The organism is Pseudomonas wadenswilerensis (assembly GCF_900497695.1).
Taxonomy (GTDB): Bacteria; Pseudomonadota; Gammaproteobacteria; order Pseudomonadales; family Pseudomonadaceae; genus Aquipseudomonas; species Aquipseudomonas wadenswilerensis.
Window position 1 is genome coordinate 553,904 of the sequence record NZ_UIDD01000012.1, and the last position, 21,055, is coordinate 574,958.

Below are 21,055 nucleotides of genomic sequence, written 5' to 3' on the forward strand. Positions count from 1 at the left end.
ACATTACGGTGCTGATTGTTTAGGATGGCAGCAGGAAGGTCAATACTTTGGCATAAACTTAATAGCCAACAGTTATCGACAATATATTGACGTCAAAAGCGCCAAACTTACTATTGAAACATTCCATCAGAAAGCGGCAATTCAGCGCCGGCTGGCATGGAAGCCAAATTGAACGGGTAGTCCGGAGAGTCCAATGAGCAGTGTTGTTGCCATCGTCAAAAGCATTGTTGGCCAAGTAATCGCCGTATCCCCAGAAGGGATTCAACGTGTACTCATCGAAGGTGACCGCCTGTTCGCTGGCGAGCAGGTGCTGACCGGCCTGGCCGGCGCTGTCACCCTGGAGCTGGCCGACGGCCGCACCCTGGACCTGGGCCGCGACACCCAGTGGAGCGCCGAGACCCCGGACAGCAGCACTGACCTGGCGGCAGCCACCGCCCAGGCTGCGCCTTCGGTGGAAGAGCTGCAGCAGGCCATCGCCGCCGGTGCTGACCCGACCACCGAGCTCGAAGCCACCGCAGCAGGCCCGTCGGCCGCAGGTAGCGGCGGCGCGGCCGGTGGTGGCCACAGCTTCGTGATGCTCGACGCCACCGCAGGCTCGGTCGACCCGACCATTGGCTTCCCGACCGGCCCGATCGGCTTTGCCACCGGCGCCGCCACCCAGGAACTGGGCGGCCTGGACGATGCCAACAACCCGGCAACCACCACGCCTACGCGCGAATCCGGCCTGACCCTGAGCGCCACGCCGTCGATCACCGAAGCGGGTGGCGTGATCACCTACACCGCCACCCTGGGCCAGCCACCGCTGACCGACCTGACCGTGACCCTGTCCAATGGCCAGGTCATCGTCATCAACGCCGGGCAGACCACCGGCAGCGTCAGCGTGACCATCCCGCCGAACGATACTGTGTATCTGGACGGCAGCGAGATTTCCGCGACCATCACCGGCACCACCGGCGGCGCGGGCCTGATCGTCACCCCGGACACCACCCCGGCAGTGACCCAGATCACCGACACCATCGACACCACCACGGTCAGCCTGAGCGCCAACCCGAGTGTCACCGAAGGCGGTGTGATCACCTACACCGCCACCCTGACCAACCCGGCGCAGACGCCGGTCACCGTGACCCTGTCCAACGGCAGCACCATCACCATCGGCGCCGGCCAGACCACCGGCACCGTCGACGTGCAAACCCCGCCGAACGACGTCTACAACAACGGCAGCAGCGTCAGCACCACCATCACGGGCGCTACCGGTGGCAACTTCGAGAACCTGGTTCCGAACCCGACCCCGGCGGTCACCACCATCAACGACTCGATCGATGACACCGGCCTGAGCCTGAACGCCACCGGCACCGTGGCCGAAGGCGGTTCGATCATCTACACCGCGACCCTGACCAACCCGGCCGGCACCCCGGTGACCGTGACCCTGAGCAACGGCGCGGTGATCACCATCGCGGCGGGCCAGACTGAAGGCAGCGTCACCGTGCCTGCACCAAGCGATGATGTGTATGTCGATGCCGGCAACGTCAGCGTGAGCATCGACAATGTCGATGGCGGCAACTTCGAGAACCTGGTGGTCAGCAATCAGCCGGCGGTTACCGAAGTTACTGACACCATCGATACTTCGACTGTCACTTTGACAGCGAACAGCAGTGTGGCTGAAGGTGGTGTGGTTACCTACACCGCTTCGGTCACTGCGCCGGTTACTGGCTCTGCACTGGTTATTACCCTGGCCAATGGTCAGCAGATCACTATTCCTGTCGGTCAGAGCACTGGCTCGGTTGAGTTTGTTGCGCCGAATAACGTGCACACTACCAATTCGGACCTGACCAACAGCATTACCGGTACTACCGGTGGTAATTACGAGAAGCTGGATACCGCGGGTAATCCGGTGACTACCGTTACTGACGGTCCAGGTACTGATGACACTACCGGTCTTAAGCTGACGGCTACCGGTTCGGTCGCTGAAGGCGGCTCGATTGTTTATACCGCCACGCTGACCAATCCGGCCGGCACCGAAATGAAGGTAACCCTGAGCAATGGTGAGGTGATCACTATTGCTGCAGGTCAGACTGAAGGCAGCATTACTGTTCCGGCACCGGAAGACGACGTGTACGTCGATGCCGGTGAAGTTAGCGTGACTGTCACTGGCACTACCGGCGGCGACTTCGAGAAAGTTGCTGTAGATGGCACCCCGGCTGTTACGCAAGTTACTGACACCATTGATACTTCGACTGTCACTTTGACAGCGAACAGCAGTGTGGCTGAAGGTGGCGTGGTCACTTACACCGCTTCGGTGACTGCACCAGTGACTGGCTCTGCGCTGGTTATTACTTTGGCCAATGGTCAGCAGATCACTATTCCTGTCGGTCAGAGCACCGGTTCGGTTGAGTTTGTTGCGCCGAACAACGTGCACACTACCAACCCGGACCTGACCAACAGCATTACCGGCACCACCGGTGGTAATTACGAGAAGCTGGACACTGCGGGCAACCCAGTGACCACCGTTACTGACGGTCCGGGCACCGATGACACCACTGGTTTGAAGCTGACCGCCACTGGCTCGGTCGCTGAAGGCGGCGAAATCGTCTACACCGCTACCCTGACCAACCCAGCCGGCACCGAAATGAAGGTGACCCTGAGCAACGGTGAAGTCATCACCATCGCCAAGGGCCAGACCGAAGGCAGCATCACTGTTCCGGCTCCGGAAGACGACGTGTACGTCGATGCAGGGGAAGTCAGCGTGACTGTCGCTGGTACCACTGGCGGCGACTTCGAGAAGCTGGATGTGGATAACACTCCAGCCGTCACCGAAGTGACCGACACCATCGACACTTCGACTGTCACCCTGACCGCCACTCCGAGCGTGACTGAAGGTGGCGTGGTGACTTACACCGCTTCTGTCACTGCTCCGGTAACCGGCTCGAACCTGGTGATCACCCTGGCCAATGGTCAGCAAATCACCATCCCTGTCGGCGCAAGCTCGGGCACCGTGGACTTTGTCGCACCCAACAACGTGCACACCACCAACCCGGACCTGACCAACAGCATCACCGGCACCACCGGTGGCAACTACGAGAAGCTGGATACCGCGGGCAACCCGGTGACCACCGTCACCGATGGTCCGGGTACTGACGACACCACCGGCCTGAAGCTGACCGCCACTGGCTCCGTCGCCGAAGGCGGCGAAATCGTCTACACCGCTACCCTGACCAACCCAGCCGGCACCGAAATGAAGGTGACCCTGAGCAACGGTGAAGTCATCACCATCGCCAAGGGCCAGACCGAAGGCAGCATCACTGTTCCGGCTCCGGAAGACGACGTGTACGTCGATGCAGGGGAAGTCAGCGTGACTGTCGCTGGTACCACTGGCGGCGACTTCGAGAAGCTGGATGTGGATAACACTCCAGCCGTCACCGAAGTGACCGACACCATCGACACTTCGACTGTCACCCTGACCGCCACTCCGAGCGTGACTGAAGGTGGCGTGGTGACTTACACCGCTTCTGTCACTGCTCCGGTAACCGGCTCGAACCTGGTGATCACCCTGGCCAATGGTCAGCAAATCACCATCCCTGTCGGCGCAAGCTCGGGCACCGTGGACTTTGTCGCACCCAACAACGTGCACACCACCAACCCGGACCTGACCAACAGCATCACCGGCACCACCGGCGGCAACTACGAGAAGCTGGACACTGCGGGCAACCCGGTGACCACCGTTACTGACGGTCCAGGTACTGACGACACCACCGGCCTCAAGCTGACCGCGACGCCAACAGTCAACGAAGGCGGCTCGATCACCTACACCGCGACGCTGACCAACCCAGCCGGTACCGAGATGAAGGTCACCCTGAGCAACGGTGAAGTCATCACCATCGCCAAGGGCCAGACCGAAGGCAAGATCACCATCGATGCACCAAGCGACGACGTATACATCGACGCTGACAAGCTGAGCGTGACTGTCACTGGCACCACCGGTGGCGACTTCGAGAAGCTGGCTGTGGATAACACCCCGGCTGTCACCGACGTCAAGGACACCATCGACACCAGCACCGTAACCCTGACCGCCAGCACCAACAGTGTTGTCGAAGGCGGCGTGGTCACCTACACCGCGAAAGTCAGCGCGCCGGTGACCGGTTCCGACCTGGTCATCAACCTGGCCAACGGTCAGCAGATCACCATTCCTGTAGGCCAGAGCACCGGCACTGTGGACTACGTTGCACCGAACAACGTGCACACCACCAATCCGACCCTGACCAACAGCATCACCGGCACCAGCGGCGGCAACTACGAAAAACTGGTCAGCACCGGCAACACCAGCACCACCGTCACTGACGGCCCGGGCACCAAGGACTCCACCAGCCTGACCCTGACGGCGACTCCGACCGTGGCCGAAGGCGGCTCGATCACTTACGTGGCCAAGCTGAGCAACCCTGCTGGCACCGAGATGAAGGTCACCCTGAGCAACGGTGAGACCATCACCATCGCCGCAGGCCAGACCGAAGGCAAGGTGACCATCGCCGCGCCTGGCGATGACGTGTACATCGATGCCGGTAACGTCAGTGCGAAAATCACCGGCAGCACCGGCGGTGACTTCGAAGAACTAAAGGTCGACGGTTCGTCCGCCGTGACCAGCGTTACCGATACCATCGACACCACCAACCTGACCCTGAGCGCCACGCCATCGGTCGCCGAAGGTGGCAACATCACCTACACCGCGACCTTGAGCAACAAGGCGCAGACCGCGGTCACCGTGACCCTGAGCAACGGTGCAACCATCACCATCGATGCCGGCAAGACCACGGGCACGGCCAGCGTGCCTGCGCCAGCGGATGACGTGTACATCGATGCGGGCAGCGTCAACGCCACCATCACTGGCGCCACCGGTGGCAACTTCGAAGACCTGGCGATCAGCAAGCAGCCAGCCGTCACCCAGGTGACCGACACCATCGACACCACCACCGTCAGCATCAGCGGCACCACCTCGGTGGCGGAAGGTGACTCGGCCAACTACACGCTGACCCTGACCAACAAGGCGCAAACCGATGTAGTCATCAAGCTGACCTACAGCGGCACCGCCACCAACGGTGCGGACTACACCGGCGTCGCCACCGTGGTGATCAAGGCGGGCAGCGATGTGGGCACCTTCAGCGTGCCGATCATCCGTGATGGCATTGCCGAGAGTGCCGAGAACTTCACCGTGAAGATCGACTCGGCCACCGGCGGCAACTTCGAGAACCTGGCAGTCAGCGGCAGCGCGGGCAGTGTCACCACCACCATCGTCAGCAACGAGGCACCTGTTGCCGCGGGCGGCGCCGTGACCGGTACCGAAGACACCGACCTGGTGCTGAGCTGGGCCAACTTCGGCATCATCGATGCCGATACCCCGGCGGCCAACCTGGGCCTGACCATCACCAAACTGCCCGCCGACGGCGTGCTGCAGTACAAGGATGGCAACGTCTGGAAAACCCTGACCGAAGCCGATGCTGGCAAGGTCTTCAGCAAGGCCGACATCGATGCCGGCAAGCTGAAGTTCGTGCCGGATCGCAACGAGTCGGGTATCAATGCCAACGGTGGCACCGGCGTCGGCAACAAAGAGGCCGACTACGCACACATCAAGTTCAAGCCAACCGATGGCCAGGGCCTGGGCAACGAAAGCACCGTCAAGGTCGACATCACTCCGGTGGCCGACAAACCTGACCTGAACATCGGCAGCAACAACGTCAACTCGATCGGCCTGGTCAAGGAAACCTGGAACAGCCTCAGCGGCCTGGGTACCAACGGCAACGGCATCACCGGCGATGCGCTGAAGACCGTGTTCGACAACTCGGGCAAGGCCAACAGCAGCTCGCTGGTCACCAATGCCCAGTCCGACTCCAGCGTCGTCGGCGGTTCGGGCTCGAAGACTTCCGGCCTGATCTACCTCGAAGCGGGCAAGACCTACAGCTTCAGCGGTGTCGGCGATGACAGCCTGCTGATCACCATCGGCGGCAAGAACGTGGCCCAGGCCACCTGGGGTGCGGGCGGTGCGATCAGCGGATCGTTCAAGCCGACCATCAGCGGCTACTACACCCTGGATATCTACCACGCCAACCAGAGCGGCCCGGGCAGCTACGACGTCAACCTGTCGGTCAATGGCAGTACCCCGGTCGACCTGAACAACGCCAACATCCCGATGTACCCGGGCGTGAACGAGCTGACCAATGCTGGCGTCACCGTCGGCGAGTTGCACGGTGCCAATGGCGAAGGCTACTACCAGGGCTACAAGCTCAATGAAGGCGCCGAGAACGGCACCGTCAAGCTGGTCGGTATCTCCACCAACCTCACCGACACCGATGGTTCGGAGACCCTCAGCGTCAAGCTGGGCGGCATTCCGGCAGGCTCGGTACTGAGCGATGGCGCCGGCCACACTGTCACCGTCGGCAGTAGCCAGGTCGACGTCACCGGCTGGAACCTCAACGGCCTGAGCATCAAGCCGCCAGCCTACTACCAGGGCCAGTTCGACGTGACCGTCACTTCGACGGCCACCGAGAAGGCCAACGGCAGCACCGACTTCACCCAGGGCACGATCAAGGTCACCGTTTACCCGGATACCTATGCCACCACCAACCTGACGTCCGATAACGACAGCCGCGACTTTGGCACCAACAACGACATCGTGGTCGCCGACGTCAATGGCTTGCATGTAACCCCAGGGCAGGATTACAACCTGGCGTTCATTGTCGATACTTCAGCCAGTATGGGTTACGCCGGTGTGGACGCGGCGAAGAAATCCCTGGAGTCGGTGTTCAACACCCTGGCTAACAGTGTCAAAGGTGCTCAGTCGGGTACGGTGAATATTCTGCTGGTGGACTTCTCCACCCAGGTCAACACCACCTTCTCGATCAACCTGGCCGACAATGGTGGACTGGCAGCGCTGCAAGCTGCACTGAAGAAGCTGACTCCCGGCGGCAATACCAACTACGAAGATGCGTTCAAAACCACCGCCAACTGGTTCCAGAACCTCAAGGACACCGGCAGTGACGGTAGCAACCAGACGTTCTTCATTACCGATGGCCAGCCAAACGTTTCTCAAGGCAACGAGCGAGGTAACCCGACGTTCAAAGACTCGGGCTACTCGATGGATAGCGTACTGGCCTCGCTGAACTACAAACTGGGCAATGTCATCAGCAATGAAATGGTCGGTGGCTACAACCGGATCAGTATCGACAAGCAGGGTAACCTCTCGTCTCAATACTGGGATGGCTACCGCTGGCGCGCCGACAGCAACGCTTCGGGCGAGTTGCACGCGCAAGGTGATGGCACCTATGAGTTGTCGAGCCAGAACTGGTATTACGTCGACGCCAACTCCAAAGAGTCTTTCCTGTTGCTGTCGAAGCATTCGAGCGTGGAAGCGATCGGCCTCAATGGCGGGGTCAACTCCAACGATCTGAAACCATACGACACCGATGGTAAACCGCAGGCCAACATCGACCCGAGCAAACTGGCCGAAGCGATTCTTGGCCATACCGAGGCCAGCCTGCCGGGCAACGATGCAGTCAGTGGCGGCGACGGCAATGACATCCTGTTCGGTGACCTGGTCAGTTTTGACGGCATCGCCGGCAACGGCGTCGAAGCCATGCAAGCCTATGTGGCCGGCAAGCTGGGCGTGGACCAGGGTGATGTCGACGGACGCGTGCTGCACCAGTACATCGCCGAGCACGTCAGCGAGTTTGATGTATCACGTACTGGCGATGGCAAGGACACGCTGCTCGGTGGCGACGGCAACGACATTCTCTTCGGCCAGGGTGGCAACGACTACCTCGATGGTGGCAAGGGCAATGACATCCTGCTCGGCGGTACCGGCAATGACACCCTGCTTGGCGGTGAAGGCAACGACATCCTCATCGGCGGCAAGGGCGACGACATCATGACCGGCGGCAGCGGTGCCGATACCTTCGTATGGAAGGCCGGCGACACCGGCAAGGACGTGATCAAGGACTTCAAGGCTGCCGAAGGTGACCGTCTGGACCTGAGCGACCTGCTCCAGGGCGAGAAGGCCAGCACCATCGACAACTACCTGAAGATCACCACGGTCAACGGCGAGTCGACCCTGCAGGTCAGCTCCGAAGGCAAGCTCAACGCTTCTGGCGGCCTGGCCAATGCCGATGTGACGATCAAGCTGGAAGGGGTCAACTGGGCCAATACCACGATCAACTCGCTGGTTACCGGTGCCGACCCAACCATCAAGATCGACCACTCCAACAGTTGATCCACAGCCTGCGCCAGCCCTCCCGGGGCTGGCGCGGCGCTTCGGACTTTGCCTGCACCGTATTCACAGCGCATACTCGCTCGCCGGGGCTACACGCCCGGCCAGCTTGGCCTATGCTGCTGACTGCGGATACGGACTGACATTCAGAGGGATACCCCCATGTTCTACGTGCAACGCGATGCACAGGGCCAACTGGTCCGGGTAGAGGCCGCACCCTACGCCGAATACACGGAGATGCTCCCGGCCGACCATGCCGAGGTCCAGGAGTGGTTCGCCGACGACGTAGTCGAGAACAGCCTCAAGCAGCTCAAACAGAGTGACCTGGACATGATCCGGGTGCTCGAGGACTTGATCGAGGTGCTGACCACCAAAGGCGTGATCAGCATCACCGACCTGCCGGCCGGCGCTCAGGCCAAACTGCTCAGCCGATCCAATGCCCGTCAGGTGCTGGGCGGCCTGACCAACCTGATCGATGACAGTGAAGAACACAGCGGCCTGATCTGACTGGCGCAGGCCCGTTGCGGGCCTGCAGCCGCTTGCCTCAACGCCAGGGTGCCGGCTCGCCGACCAGTCTTCCCTGAACCCCCTGAATACCCATCTCGCGCAATACCTTGAGCTCACCTTCGGTTTCGACCCGCTCGGCAATCAGCGGCAAGTCGATGCTGTGCGCTGCGCGCTGGATCGCTTCGATGAACAGGCGCTTGTGCCGTTCGTGGTCGATGGCGCGGATGTAGCTGCCGTCGATCTTCAGGTAGGCCAGACCCAGGTGTGCAAGGTTGCCGATCATGCTGAAACGTCCGCCGAAACGCTGCAGGCTGAGGCTGAAGCCCAGTACCCGCAGGCGTCGGGTGAGCTGCTCAAGCACGGCTTGTTCAGGCAGTTGTTCTTCACCGATTTCCAGGGTCAGGCGCGGACCCAGCACGGCATTCTGGCCGAGCAGGTCATAGACCCGCTGCAACGCCTTCGGATCGGCCAGGGTCGCTGCCGACAGGTTAAGGGCCAGCGCTTCCTTGTGGGTGTGCATGTGCTTGAGCACTTGCTCGAGCATCAGTACATCGAGCCGCGCCGACCAGCCAAAACGCTCCAGCCAGGGCAGGAAGCGTCCGGCGGCGATGGCCTGGCCCTGGGCGTCGAGCACCCGCGAGATCACCTTGTAATGCAGCACCCGCTCCGGTGCATCACAGGCCACCACCGGCTGGAAGAACAGCTGGAAGCGCCCCTGCTGCAACGCTTCATCGAGCAGGGTATGCCAGGCATGGTGGGTATCGCCGGCTTGCGGTGCAGTACCCTGCTCCAGGCACACCCAGCCTGGCTCCAGCTGGCTTTCAGCGCGCGCCAGGGCTTCGTCAGCCAGCTTGAGCAAAGCCTGGGGCTCGTCACCCGGGCTGTAAGGGGCCATGCCGATGCAGGCGACCGGGGTTACATCACTGGCGCCGGTATCGGCCAGGCTCTGCAGGGTCACTTCCAGGGCCTGGGCCAGCTGGATCGCCTCTTCATGCACCAGCCCCGGCGCCAGCACTGCAAACTCGCCGCCGCGGCTGCGGGTAATCAGGTTGTTGGTTTCCGGGTAGTTGGCGCAGGTGCGTTGCAGTTGCTGGCCAACCGCCTGCAGCAACTGGTCGGTACGCTGACCGCCCAGGCGCTGGTTGAGCCCGGCCAGGTCCTTGACCCGCAGCAGCAACAGGTAACCCGGGCGCGCCTCTTCGAGGTTGCTGACCAGGGCGTTGAGCTGCATCTCGAAATAGCGGCGGTTGGCAAGCCCGGTGAGGCTGTCCTGGTACGACTCGACCCGCAGCTTTTCGCTACGCTCGGCCTGCTCCTTGAACAGCGCCTTGAGCTTTTCGACCATCTGGTTCATGGCCTGCACTACCCGGCGCAGTTCCGGGGTACGCGGCAAGTCCGGCAAACTGAGGAACTCGCGCCGGGCGATGGCGTGGGACTGCGCCACCATGTAATCCAGCGGCTTGAGCTGGCGGCGCAGCAACAGCGCGCCGAGCACCGCACTCAAGGCGCCGCACAGCAGCAGCCAGCCGAGGCTGCCCAGGGCACTCTGCCAAAGCTTGGCCAGGGCGAACATCGGATGGCTGACCACCTCGACCCGTGCCGCCTGCTGCCAGCCGCGGCTGACGATGGCATCGCCACCGGCGGGCTCCAGGCCGATCAGGCGAATGAACCAGGCCGGCACACCGTTGGCATCTGGCTCGGCGTGGCGCTCGACCAGTAAGGCATTGGAGCCCGTGTCGATGACCTTGATGCTCGAATAATAACCACTGTCGAAGATCGAGCTGACCATCAGCTCGACCATCGCCGGGTCGTCGATATTCGGCGTCAGCGACAGCGCCAGGGCCGTGGCGGCGTCCTGGGCATGGGAGCGCAGCTGGTTGACGTACTGGCTGCGCGAACTCTCCAGGCTGACCATGAAGCTGCCGCTGAAGGCGACTACCAGGAACAGGCAGATGGCAAGCAGCAATTGTTTGAACAGTGACATCTGTGCTCCTTCAGTAAGCCGGCTCGGCGGGGAAGCCTTCGGCCTGCATCTTCTTCAATAGATCCTGCCAGCGCGACAAGCGCTTGGTGTCGCCCACCTTCTTGTTGCCACCCGCACCGGTCAGCCACAGGCCTTCACCGTTGAAGGAATACACCGGCAACAGGTCCGGCCGCTGGCTGGCGGGCTTGATCGCGTCGATCAGGCTGTCGAGCACCAGTGGCATGGCCTCCGGGCTTGAATAATAGGTCAGGACCATGTGCGCGCGATTCTGGCGCAAGGCCTTGACGTAGGTAATCCGCAGTTTTTCGGCAGGAACACCGAGCCGGCGCAGGCTGAAATACTTGGCGATAGCGTAGTCTTCACAGTCGCCGGCGCCCTTGATCAACGACTGCACCGGGGTTGCCCAGTAGTCCACCTCGCGCCACAGGTCGATATCCTCGACATAGCGAAGCTGCTGGTTGAAGAACTGGTTGACCACTTTCAGGCGTTCGGCCTCGCTGCCCTGCTTCTGGGTCGCCAACAGGTTCTGCCAGGCATCGACCCGGCCCTGACCAGGCCCCAAGGGCCCGTACAACGACTGGGCGCGGCGGCTGATCTGCGAGAAATCCCAATCGGCGTGCAGACCGCCCAGCAACAGGCAGCCGAGCACCACGGCAAGGCCAAGCCGACGCACAGTCAATTGAACAGCCAGAGGTATCGCCAATGCGAACAATCCGCGCAGACCTGTGGAAAACGCCGATGGTGCGGCCTCGACCCGGAAAAAACAATGGCACCTTACAATCATCGCGCCATCAAACTGTTGATCACGGGCAACCCCTTGTCAGGCGTGGGCTGCAACCCGGCTTCCCTTGAGCAAAAACTTCCTTCACGATAGCAAGCAAGCGGCCGTTGATTGCTGTTTCGTTAGTGAAATCAGGGCTCTCGTCGGCACGGTTTGACAAGTAAATCTCCCCTAACTAGTGTTATTGGATCCTGGATCCAAAACCGTTTCGACTTCAGGCAGAGACAGCGTGGCCGAGAAAACCAAACTTCTGAGCGACATTCTGGGCGGTGGCGAGCAAGTTCCGCCCCACCTGGCGCGCAGTGTGATTGAAGAGCGGCTGCGCAGTGCCATCCTCGATGGTCGCCTGGCGCCGGGCATGGCCTTGCGTCAACAGGAACTGGCCACCTTGTTTGGCGTCAGCCGCATGCCGGTGCGCGAGGCCCTGCGCCAGCTCGAAGCGCAGTCGCTGCTGCAGGTGGTGGCGCACAAGGGCGCCGTGGTCGCGCCACTGATCGGCGAAGATGCCGTGGACACCTACGCCTTGCGGGTCCTCCTGGAGTCCGAGGCCCTGCGCCAGTCGATCCCCTTGCTCGACGCCGAGGATATCGCCATGGCTCGCGGCTATATCGCGGAGCTGGAAAACGAAACCCGGCATGCCGAAATCGGTCGCCTGAACCGCCTGTTTCACATGAGCCTGTACAGCAAGGCGCCCAACCAGAAGCTGCTGCGCCTGATTGAAAACGAGCTCAATGAAGAAGAACGCTTTCTGCGCTTCCACCTGTCGTCGATGGGCCTGGGCAAGCTGACCCAGGACGATCACATCGGGCTGGTGGACGCCGCTAACGACAAGTCGGTTGAAGATGCCATCAGGATCCTCGAACGCCACCTGAACAACGGGGCAAAAACGATCAAGGCCTACCTGAGCAGACAATCGGCAGAGTGAACCCACAGCCATGGCCGGCGACCCCGGCCACTGGCAGCAATCGCGCTCGGGGCACACCTTGAGCGGAAGGAAAGGCAGTGCACGCTCCCACTCTTCAGCGCAGAACCGTACCGGGCTCTGCCCAGCCGCCGCAGATCCGCCTGATCTGCCTCGCCTGCAGTCAGGACCATCTGAGCCAATACCGCGCCTGGTCCGTAGCGCTCAATGACCATATCGAACTGGTGACCGTCAACGTCCTGGCCTATGGCGACCTGACCCGTCCACTGCCCTTGCAAAACAATCCCACCCTGATCGCCACCCTGGTCGAACGCTTGCAGGTCTACCTGCACAAACCCCATGCGCTGTTTGGTCAGGGCGTAGGGGCGCAGTTGGCTTTCGCCCTGGCCCGCAACACCGAGCAACTGCACCCGGGCCAGACCCGCCATCTGTTTGTCTCGACCAGCGACAGCCCTTCAGCTGATGCAGGCGAGGCCCCGGCCGGACTCAAAGTGCCAGTCACTGCGCTGTATCCGTCAGGGTATCTGCCGCGCATGCTGGGTTGGCACGACTACAGCTGCCGGGAGATCGAGCTGATCGAACTGCCCGATGACCAAGGCGAAGCCCCCCGGTTCAACCAGCGCCTGATTCAAATCATCAATACGCACCTGGGCCTGCTTAGCCTCTGACCCCTCCAGACATACCCATCCCCTGCCCTCAAGGGGTGCTCTCGCGCCCCTGATTTGTCTCTTCCTGTTTCAGCCAGCCATGGCGGCCCCTGCATTTTCGGCACACTCTTACCCGCGCAGCGACCGCTGATTGCCCTCGGGCGGACCTGGTCGTCTGCTTTTTGCACACCTGCAGAAGGAGCCTAGCGCCGGGCAAGGACCGATATCGATCAGCTGCCCCTTAGAGTCAACCAGGTCCGACTTCCATTCTTCTGTGCTCCGAGTGAGGCATTCACTCACGCAGTTTTTATTCTGACACTTCGTTGCCGGAAGGAGCACTTACCTATCAATAAAACTTCAAACTAAAGTTTTAATTACTTACTTCGCACTCGAAAAAACCAACTAAAAATATAATTAACAAAGTTATTGCCGAACACTTAAAAGTTGTTCTAACTTTTTATAGGCACGGGCCAGCCTGATCACAAAGCCCCCGTCAACCTGAGAAAAATGATGCTTATTGCATCGATACGCCTGTCATCACGCAGCTATCGAACTGTTCGGTCGAGGCCCCTGCTCGGCCATTGAAAACTTCGAAACTGTCGATGAAGGCCGATTGACCGGACATTAGCCACTGACAAGGAAACCCCATGAATACGTTGACTTCGCATCTTATCGCCCGCAAAGCCGAACTTGCCGCCCACCCGATCTTTGCCGAAATAGATTCTTTGCCGGTATTGCAGCGGTTCATGGAAACCCATGTATTTGCCGTCTGGGATTTCATGTCGCTGACCAAGCGCCTGCAGCAGGAGCTGACCTGTATCCAGCTGCCCTGGCTACCACCGCTTGACCCCAACGCCGCCCGCCTGATCAACGAGATCGTCCTCGGCGAAGAGTCCGACGATCGCCTGGGCCAGGGGCATTACAGCCATTTCGAGCTGTACCTGGACGCCATGCGCGAAGTTGGCGCCAGCACGGCGGCGATCGAGCGCTTCGTCAGCCTGCAGCGTGAAGGTGTTGGTTACGCCAGCGCCCTGCAGCGCGCTGGCGCCAGCGAGGCGGCCCGGCAGTTCGTCAGCCACACCCTGGAGACCGCCCTTGGCGCACCGGCCCATAGCGTCGCCGCGGCCTTCCTGCATGGGCGCGAAAGCGTCATTCCAAGCATGTTCCAGCGCATCCTCGATGACTGGGGCATCACCGGCGAACAGGCGCCGACCTTCCGTTACTACCTGCAACGGCATATCGAGGTCGACGCCGAAGACCACGGCCCAGCCGCCGAAGCCCTGCTGACAAGGCTGGTAAAAAGCGACCCGGTGCAGCAGCGCCAGGTGCTGGAAGCCGCCATCGCCGCCATCGACAGCCGCATCGCCCTGTGGGACCGCCTGCGCCTGTCGATGCGCGAAACCGTCGCGGAGGTCAGTGCATGAACGCCCTCGATTACCATTCCTTCGCTGAGGCCTGGGAGAGCCACGCAACCATCCGCACCCGGCCACGACGCCTGGTCGAGGACGATCAGCGGCTGATCTACCCGCTCAGCCGCCAGCCGCTGGTGCTCAGTGAGACCTTTGTGCGCGAGTGCCCGCAGCAACGCGATTTCGCCCTGGCCCAGAGCTTGTACAAGTTCATCAACGACGTGGTGATTTTCGAGACCGAGATCGTCGACCGCACGGCGCGGCGGATCGCCAAGGACCGCTTCGCCATTCGCTTTCCGTTCGCCTGTCGCTACGACGCCATGACCGTGGTGGTAGATGAGGACTACCACGCCCTGGTAGCCATGGACTTCATGCAACAAACCATCGCCCTGACCGGGATCGAGCCGATTGCCCTACCCCGGGAGATTGAACTGAGCCGGGCGATACCTGCGGCCCTGGCGCTGGCGCCGGAGCACCTTCGCGACGCCCTTGAGCTGATTTGCGTAGGTATCGCCGAAAACACCCTGACCGACGATGTCGCCGCCTTCGCCCGGGATGACACGGTCAAGCCCTCGGTGAAGGGCCTGATGGCCGACCACCTGCTCGACGAAGGCCGCCATTCAAGTTTCTGGGCGCGGCTGGTGCGCATCTACTGGCACAGCGCCCCCGAGGCGGACCGGCAATGCATCGCCGAAATCCTGCCGGTGTTTCTCGCCCAGTACCTGACCAACGACATCCAGAAAGGCTTCGACTTCGCCCTGACCGATCACCTGCCGATCAGCGAGGCCGCGCGACAAACGCTGCGCCAGGAAGTGACGGCGATGGCCTACCCGATCGACCACAGGCACCCGCTGCTGGGCAACATTCTGCGCCTGTTCCGCGCCAGTTCCATGCTCGACTCGCCCTGCGTGCAACAAGCCCTGGCGCACTACCTGCCCGAACCAAGGAGATAGCCATGAGACGCCTGGAAATCCTTCTGATCGGCACAAGCCCGGCACTGACCTTGCTGCACCAGGACCTGCTCGACCACGGTCACGCGCTGTACCTGGCCGACAGCGCCGCGGCCTTGCAACAACGCCCGTGGCGCCAGCCACGGTTGCTCATCGATGACGGCAGCCTGGCACTGTGTGCCAGCAATTGGCACGGCCTGGGCGACTGCGCGCTGTTGAGCCTGCGCCTGGGCATTCACCTGCAAAGAGACCTGCAAAGCGCTGGCGAGCTGCCGACACTTGAGCTTTTGTGCTGGACCGGCAGCGCCACCGCACAGCGCCTGATCGAGCGCCAGCGCTTGGGCCCGGAGACGTCCGGCAATGGTCAACAGTTGCGCCTGAATGCCATCGCCAGCCTGCAAGAGATGCTCGCGCTGCACGTCAGCCGCTTCTCGCGAAACCCCGACTACCTGCAGCAAGCAGCCGCCATCAACCCCGGGCAGGAGGATCTGCAACAAGGTCTCGACTGGCTGGAGCAGTTGGCCTGGTTCCATCGTTTCAACCAGAGCGAAAATCAGCCAATGCTCGCAGCTGCCGAGGTGCCGCTGATCGAGCGCCTGGAACAGAGCCTGCGGGTTCATGCCGACAGCCCAGCGCTGAACCTGAACGGCCAGCGCATCAGCTATGCACAGTTGCACGCCTTGGCGGCAGCGATCCTGCAACGGTTGCCTGTTTTACCGACCGCAACTGAACCGCCAGTGATCGGCGTTTGCCTGGGCAAATCCGCTGCGCTCTACGCCAGTGTGCTCGCCGTATTCGGCTATGGGGCAGTGTATTTGCCGCTGGACCCGGCGCACCCCGCCGAGCGCCTGCGCTATATCGTCAAGAATGCCGGCGCCAGCCTGCTGCTGCATGACGGGCAGGTGCCGCTGGATGAGCTGAAAGTACCGAGCCTGGACCTGCGCCAGCTGCCCACGCCGCTGACGCAGCCACTGCCGTCATTGCTGCGCCAGCGACCGGCGCCAGACGCCCCCTGCGTGGCGATCTACACCTCGGGCACCACCGGCCAGCCCAAGGGCGTGCTGCTCAGCCAGCGCAACCTCAGCCACTTCCAGGCCTGGTACAGCGCCCATGTGCAGCTGGATCAGCAAAGCCGGGCGCTGCAGTTTTCGACCATCGGTTTCGATGCCTCGTTGCTGGATATCCTGCCGACCTGGGTGTGCGGCGGCGAGCTGGTGGTACCCACTGAAGACCAGCGCCACGACCCGGCGCAGTTGCTGACGCTGATGCGCGAACAGCAAGTGACCCATGCCTTTCTGCCGCCGGCGCTGCTGAGCATCCTGCCGCGCGATCAGAACCTGCGCTTGAGCCACCTGATCACCGGTGGCGATGTCTGTGAGCCCGAGGTGATTGCCCGCCTGGCCGGGCAGTGCCAGCTACACAACATCTACGGCCCGACCGAAACCACGGTGCTGGCCACGACCCGGGTGTTCCAGGCTGACGACAACAACCGCAACCTGGGCTGGCCGATCGCCAACACGCGGGTTTTGATTCTCGACCAAGGCCTGCAACCTGTAGCCGAAAACACCCCCGGTGAGCTGTACATCGCAGGGCCGGGCGTTGGCCTGGGCTACCTGAACAATCCAGCCCTGAGCAATGAGCGCTTTATCACCTTGACGCTTGCCGGCGGCAGCCCGCTGCACCTGTACCGCACTGGCGATATTGGTAAATGGACAGCCGACGGTATCGAGCTCTGTGGTCGGCGCGACAGCCAGGTGAAGATTCGCGGCTTTCGGGTCGAACCGGAAGAGATCGAGCATTGCCTGCGCAGCAGCGGCCTGTTCCATCAGGTGGCCGTGGTCATCGATGCTCAGCGGCGGATCCTGGCGTTCTGCGTGCAAGCTACGGCTGACGATGGCGAAGCCGCCCTGCGCCTGCATGCCGAGCAACAGCTGCCCGACTACATGCGTCCGGCCTTTTATCAGCAACTGGCGCAGATGCCCTACACCGCCAACGGCAAGATTGATCGCCAGGCGTTGCTGGCGATACCGCCGGGGCTGACGCAGAGCAATCATCACTTCGGCCCGGTAACCTCTGTCGAAGCGCAGCTGGTTGGCGTGTGGAGCGAACTGCTCGAACTACCCGAGCAGGACATATCCACTGACGCCAGCTTCTTCAGCCTCGGCGGCCATTCGATCCTGCTGTCACGCCTCTTGCTGGCTGTTCGCGAACAGTTCGGCCGCGGCATTGCGATCAACCGGTTTATCGAGATGCCTACGGTGCAACGCCTGGCCACGCTGGTCAGCGGTGAGCAAGCACAGCTGCTCGGCCTCGATACGCAAGCCGAACGCGATGCCTGCCGCGAACTGGGTTTGCAGATTCTGCCAATGGCGCAACTGGGCGACGTGCACAAGGTGATCGTCACCGGGGCCAACAGTTTTCTCGGCGTGCACCTGGTTGAAGCGCTGCTTGAATGGGGCGCCAGCGAAGTCGCTTGCCTGGTGCGCTGCAGTGCCAGTCAGTCAGCGCAGCAACGGTTCACCGCAGCGCTGATGGAGAACGGTTTACACCGGCTCGACATGAGCCGGGTGAAAGTTTTCGCGGCCGACCTGCGCCAGCCTCGCCTGGGCCTGGCCGAGGCCGAGTATGCCTATCTGGACAGCGAGTACGGCGCACTGCTGCACAACGCCGCGCAGGTCAACCATGTGCTGGATTACCGCAGCCTGGCCGCCGACAACGTCGAGCCACTGTTCGAGTGCCTGCGCCTGTGCGAAGGCCGACGCAAAAAGGTCTTCAATTTCGTTTCGACCCTGTCGGCGTGCAGCGCCATCGACGCCGACGGCCAGGTGCTGGAGCAGGATCCGGCCGCAACACCGCCAATCTACATACGCAACGGTTACAACCTGAGCAAATGGGTGGGCGAGCGCATCCTCCAGCGCGCCCGCGACCAGGGTGTATGGGTCAACCTGTACCGCCCCGGCAATATCACCTTCGACAGCCGCAATGGCATCTGTCAGCCCCAGCGCAACCGCCTGATGCTGATGCTCAAGGGCTCGCTGCAGCTCGGCCAGGTGCCTGCGCTGGAGCTCAACTTCGACCTGATGCCGGTGGATTTTCTCGCCCGCTTCATCGCCTTCCACAGCAGCCGCTACCAGCCCGAACAGGCGGTGTTCAACCTGCACAACCCGGAGCCTTTGAGCTGGAGCGACTACGTCTCGGTGTTCCGCGACAGTGGCAGGCCGTTCGAGCTGGTCAGCGTCGAGCAGTGGCAACGGCAGTTGCGCCGGGTCGACCGCGACAACGCCCTGTTCGATGTCCTGGGCTTCTACCTGGACGGCTTCGAGGAAGACATCGGCGACATCTCGTTGATCCGGCACGGCAATGCCCGCGCCGGGGTCGAGCGCATGGGCGCCCGCTACCCGCAGAAAACCCCGCAGTTGCTGCAACGCGGCTGCCAGTACCTGCACGACATCGCCTTCATCTGAGCACCTTCAACCCACGCAGGAGACTTAACCATGCAAGCACTTCAACCCGACACCCTGATCCGCAACCCTGCCGGCTGCCGTGTGGTGGCCAGTGTCGACATCGCCAGCGATGCCGCCAGCATCTGGAACATCGTCGGCAATTTCGCCGGCTTTCCGGTGTTCATCCCGGCCTTGGCGCACATCGAGATGACCGGCAGCGGCGTGCGTTCAGTGCGCAAGAAGCTGTTCAAGGACGGCAACGTGGTCATCGAGCAGCTCAATAGCCGCGACGACCAGGCCATGTGCATGACCTGGAGCCTGATCTACACCAGCCTGAACATCGGCAACCTGTGGGCGGCGATGCAGGTCGAGGCGCTGGGCGAGCGCCAGGCGCGGGCAACCTGGACCATCCAGGCCGAGCCGTGGGAAGGCGGCAGCGAGGCGCTGCCGGGCTTTCAGGCGTTTTTGCAGGGGTTTGCCGATGAGGCGATGAACAACGTGAGGAATTTGTTGAGCTAACCCCGGTCGGCGGGGCAAGCCCGTTCCTACAAGAGCGAGCTTGCCCTGATCAACAGTTGCAAAATATTCCAAGGATGCCAACAATGAGACTAATTATCATTTATGACCCCTTCAGCAGCGCACCTTCATGCCCTCTCGAGAGTCCGTGTACACGCTTTACAGCCATCACCACGGCTGGCTGAACACCTGGCTGCGCAGCAAGCTGGGCAATGCCGCCGATGCCGCGGATCTGGCCCAGGACACCTTCGTGCGCCTGTTGCAGCGGCGCGAACTGCTGGAGCTGAATGCACCCCGGGCGTTCCTGCGCACCATCGCCCGGGGCCTGGTGATCGACCACTGGCGCCGTGAAGAGCTGCACCGCGCCTACCTTGAAGCCCTGGCGCATCTGCCAGAAGCCGAAGTGCCCTCGGTTGAAACTCGCGAACTGTTGCTGGAGCTGCTCGAGCGCATCGCGCAGATGCTCGACGGCCTTAAACCGAAAGTGCGCCGCGCTTTTCTCCTGGCGCAGTGCGAAGGCCTGAGCCACAAGGAAATTGCCGAACAGATGGGCGTGTCCCTGCGCTCGGTCGAGCGCTATGTGGCCGATGCGCTTTATCACTGTTACCTGCTGCGCTACGAGTCAGAGGCGTAAGCCGGCATGACAACCCTCAATCCTGGCCCGCGAGTGGTCAAGCAGGCCATCCACTGGATGCTCAAGCTGCGCGAAAGCGGCCACAACGCGCGGCTGCAGCAGCAATGCGAACAGTGGCGTGCAACCCATCAGGAACACGAGCTGGCCTGGCAACGGGTCCAGTCCCTGCATCAGGAGCTCAACCTGCGCGCCGTGCCGGGTGCCAGTGTAGCTTTGCAGACCCTGGAGAACAGCAGCCAGCGCCTGCAACGGCGCCAGGCCCTGAAGCTGCTCAGCGGCGTGCTGGTGTTCGGCTCGGCGGCCTGGCTGGGCAAGGATCTGCAGGTTATCAGCCCGTTGACTGCGGATTTTGCCAGTGGCACCGGTCAGCGGCGCAGCGTGCGCCTGCCGGATGGCTCGTTGCTGCAGCTGAACACCAACAGCGCCGTCGACCTGGCCTTCGAGGCCGATCAGCGCCTGATTCGCCTCAAGCACGGTGAGTTGCTGCTGACCTGCGCCAAGGATACGAGCGCTCCTGGCCGCCCCTTGCTGGTAAGCACCCGCGATGCCTTGCTTCAAGGCTTCAACGGCCACTTCGTGGTGCGCCAGGACGACAACTGCACCCGCGTCAGCGTCAGTCAGGGTACCGTCGTCATCCACTCGCCAGGCCCTACGCAATGGATTCACGCCGGCCAGAGCTATCGCCTGGATACCCGGGGCGCAACCCTCCTACAGAATCAGGACATGGATGCCGGCGCCTGGGCTGAAGGGCTGATCGTCACCCGCGACATGCGCCTGGGCGATTTCCTCGCCGAAGTCGGGCGCTATCGCCACGGTTATGTGAGCTGCGCCGATGACATTGCCGACTTGCGCCTGTCCGGTGTGTTCCGCCTTGAGGACACCGACAAACTGCTGCAACTGCTGCCGCAGACGCTGCCGGTGACGGTCAGCTATCGCACTCGCTGGTGGGTGCGCCTCGAGCGACTGGCCTGAACAATTTTTTTTGGCGGGTTTTACCAACGAGTCCGGCTAGGA

Annotated in this window: 12 protein-coding genes; 10 read left to right on the plus strand and 2 right to left on the minus strand. The window is 62.0% G+C overall.

The window, feature by feature from the left end; translation table 11 throughout:
* Nucleotides 1-193 precede the first annotated feature (193 nt).
* Both CCOS864_RS27295 and CCOS864_RS27300 read left to right on the plus strand, forming a co-directional pair.
* Nucleotides 194-8,251, plus strand: coding sequence for a retention module-containing protein (locus CCOS864_RS27295; RefSeq protein ID WP_115089496.1), 8,058 nt, complete (start codon nucleotides 194-196; stop codon nucleotides 8,249-8,251).
* A gap of 159 nt (nucleotides 8,252-8,410) precedes the next feature.
* The gene (locus tag CCOS864_RS27300) at nucleotides 8,411-8,755 is read left to right on the plus strand and encodes a tryptophan synthase subunit beta (protein ID WP_115089497.1); all 345 of its coding nucleotides are present in this window, start codon (nucleotides 8,411-8,413) and stop codon (nucleotides 8,753-8,755) included.
* Between the two features lie 37 nt (nucleotides 8,756-8,792).
* Here CCOS864_RS27300 and lapD read toward each other — a convergent pair whose 3' ends face one another.
* Nucleotides 8,793-10,739, minus strand: coding sequence for a cyclic di-GMP receptor LapD (gene lapD, locus CCOS864_RS27305; protein WP_115089498.1), 1,947 nt, complete (start codon nucleotides 10,737-10,739; stop codon nucleotides 8,793-8,795).
* Nucleotides 10,740-10,749: 10 nt separating this feature from the next.
* Nucleotides 10,750-11,442: a cysteine protease LapG gene (gene lapG, locus CCOS864_RS27310; protein ID WP_115089526.1), complete on the minus strand. Its 693-nt coding sequence runs from the start codon at nucleotides 11,440-11,442 to the stop codon at nucleotides 10,750-10,752.
* Between the two features lie 307 nt (nucleotides 11,443-11,749).
* Here lapG and CCOS864_RS27315 point away from each other — a divergent pair, with 307 nt between their 5' ends.
* The 8 genes from CCOS864_RS27315 (at nucleotide 11,750) to CCOS864_RS27350 (ending at nucleotide 21,013) form a co-directional block, all read left to right on the plus strand.
* Complete coding sequence (locus CCOS864_RS27315; RefSeq protein ID WP_115089499.1) at nucleotides 11,750-12,445, plus strand: GntR family transcriptional regulator; 696 nt, start codon at nucleotides 11,750-11,752, stop codon at nucleotides 12,443-12,445.
* Between the two features lie 77 nt (nucleotides 12,446-12,522).
* Nucleotides 12,523-13,110, plus strand: coding sequence for a thioesterase domain-containing protein (locus tag CCOS864_RS27320; protein WP_115089500.1), 588 nt, complete (start codon nucleotides 12,523-12,525; stop codon nucleotides 13,108-13,110).
* 626 nt (nucleotides 13,111-13,736) lie between these two features.
* A complete protein-coding gene (locus CCOS864_RS27325; RefSeq protein ID WP_115089501.1) occupies nucleotides 13,737-14,513 on the plus strand; it encodes a DUF3050 domain-containing protein in 777 nt (258 codons plus the stop codon).
* Entirely contained in the window at nucleotides 14,510-15,451 is a 942-nt protein-coding gene (locus tag CCOS864_RS27330; protein ID WP_115089502.1) for a diiron oxygenase, read from the plus strand. Before CCOS864_RS27325 ends, CCOS864_RS27330 begins: the two co-directional genes overlap by 4 nt.
* Nucleotides 15,452-15,453: 2 nt before the next feature.
* A complete protein-coding gene (locus tag CCOS864_RS27335) occupies nucleotides 15,454-18,912 on the plus strand; it encodes a non-ribosomal peptide synthetase (protein WP_115089503.1) in 3,459 nt (1,152 codons plus the stop codon).
* Nucleotides 18,913-18,942: 30 nt separating this feature from the next.
* A complete protein-coding gene (locus tag CCOS864_RS27340; RefSeq protein ID WP_115089504.1) occupies nucleotides 18,943-19,410 on the plus strand; it encodes an SRPBCC family protein in 468 nt (155 codons plus the stop codon).
* Nucleotides 19,411-19,537: 127 nt separating this feature from the next.
* Nucleotides 19,538-20,041 carry a sigma-70 family RNA polymerase sigma factor gene (locus CCOS864_RS27345; RefSeq protein ID WP_115089505.1) on the plus strand — a complete coding sequence of 168 codons (504 nt, stop codon included), beginning with the start codon at nucleotides 19,538-19,540 and terminating at the stop codon, nucleotides 20,039-20,041.
* 6 nt (nucleotides 20,042-20,047) lie between these two features.
* The gene (locus tag CCOS864_RS27350; protein WP_115089506.1) at nucleotides 20,048-21,013 is read left to right on the plus strand and encodes a FecR domain-containing protein; all 966 of its coding nucleotides are present in this window, start codon (nucleotides 20,048-20,050) and stop codon (nucleotides 21,011-21,013) included.
* Nucleotides 21,014-21,055: the final 42 nt, after the last annotated feature.

Excerpts from the sequence above, each read along its gene's own strand:
- CCOS864_RS27350 (WP_115089506.1), top strand. The coding sequence starts at position 20,048 with ATGACAACCCTCAATCCTGGCCCGCGAGTGGTCAAGCAGGCCATCCAC.
- CCOS864_RS27345 (WP_115089505.1), top strand. The coding sequence starts at position 19,538 with ATGCCCTCTCGAGAGTCCGTGTACACGCTTTACAGCCATCACCACGGC.
- CCOS864_RS27300 (WP_115089497.1), top strand. The coding sequence starts at position 8,411 with ATGTTCTACGTGCAACGCGATGCACAGGGCCAACTGGTCCGGGTAGAG.
- lapD (WP_115089498.1), bottom strand. The coding sequence starts at position 10,739 with ATGTCACTGTTCAAACAATTGCTGCTTGCCATCTGCCTGTTCCTGGTA.
- CCOS864_RS27330 (WP_115089502.1), top strand. The coding sequence starts at position 14,510 with ATGAACGCCCTCGATTACCATTCCTTCGCTGAGGCCTGGGAGAGCCAC.
- CCOS864_RS27295 (WP_115089496.1), top strand. The coding sequence starts at position 194 with ATGAGCAGTGTTGTTGCCATCGTCAAAAGCATTGTTGGCCAAGTAATC.
- CCOS864_RS27340 (WP_115089504.1), top strand. The coding sequence starts at position 18,943 with ATGCAAGCACTTCAACCCGACACCCTGATCCGCAACCCTGCCGGCTGC.
- CCOS864_RS27325 (WP_115089501.1), top strand. The coding sequence starts at position 13,737 with ATGAATACGTTGACTTCGCATCTTATCGCCCGCAAAGCCGAACTTGCC.
- CCOS864_RS27335 (WP_115089503.1), top strand. The coding sequence starts at position 15,454 with ATGAGACGCCTGGAAATCCTTCTGATCGGCACAAGCCCGGCACTGACC.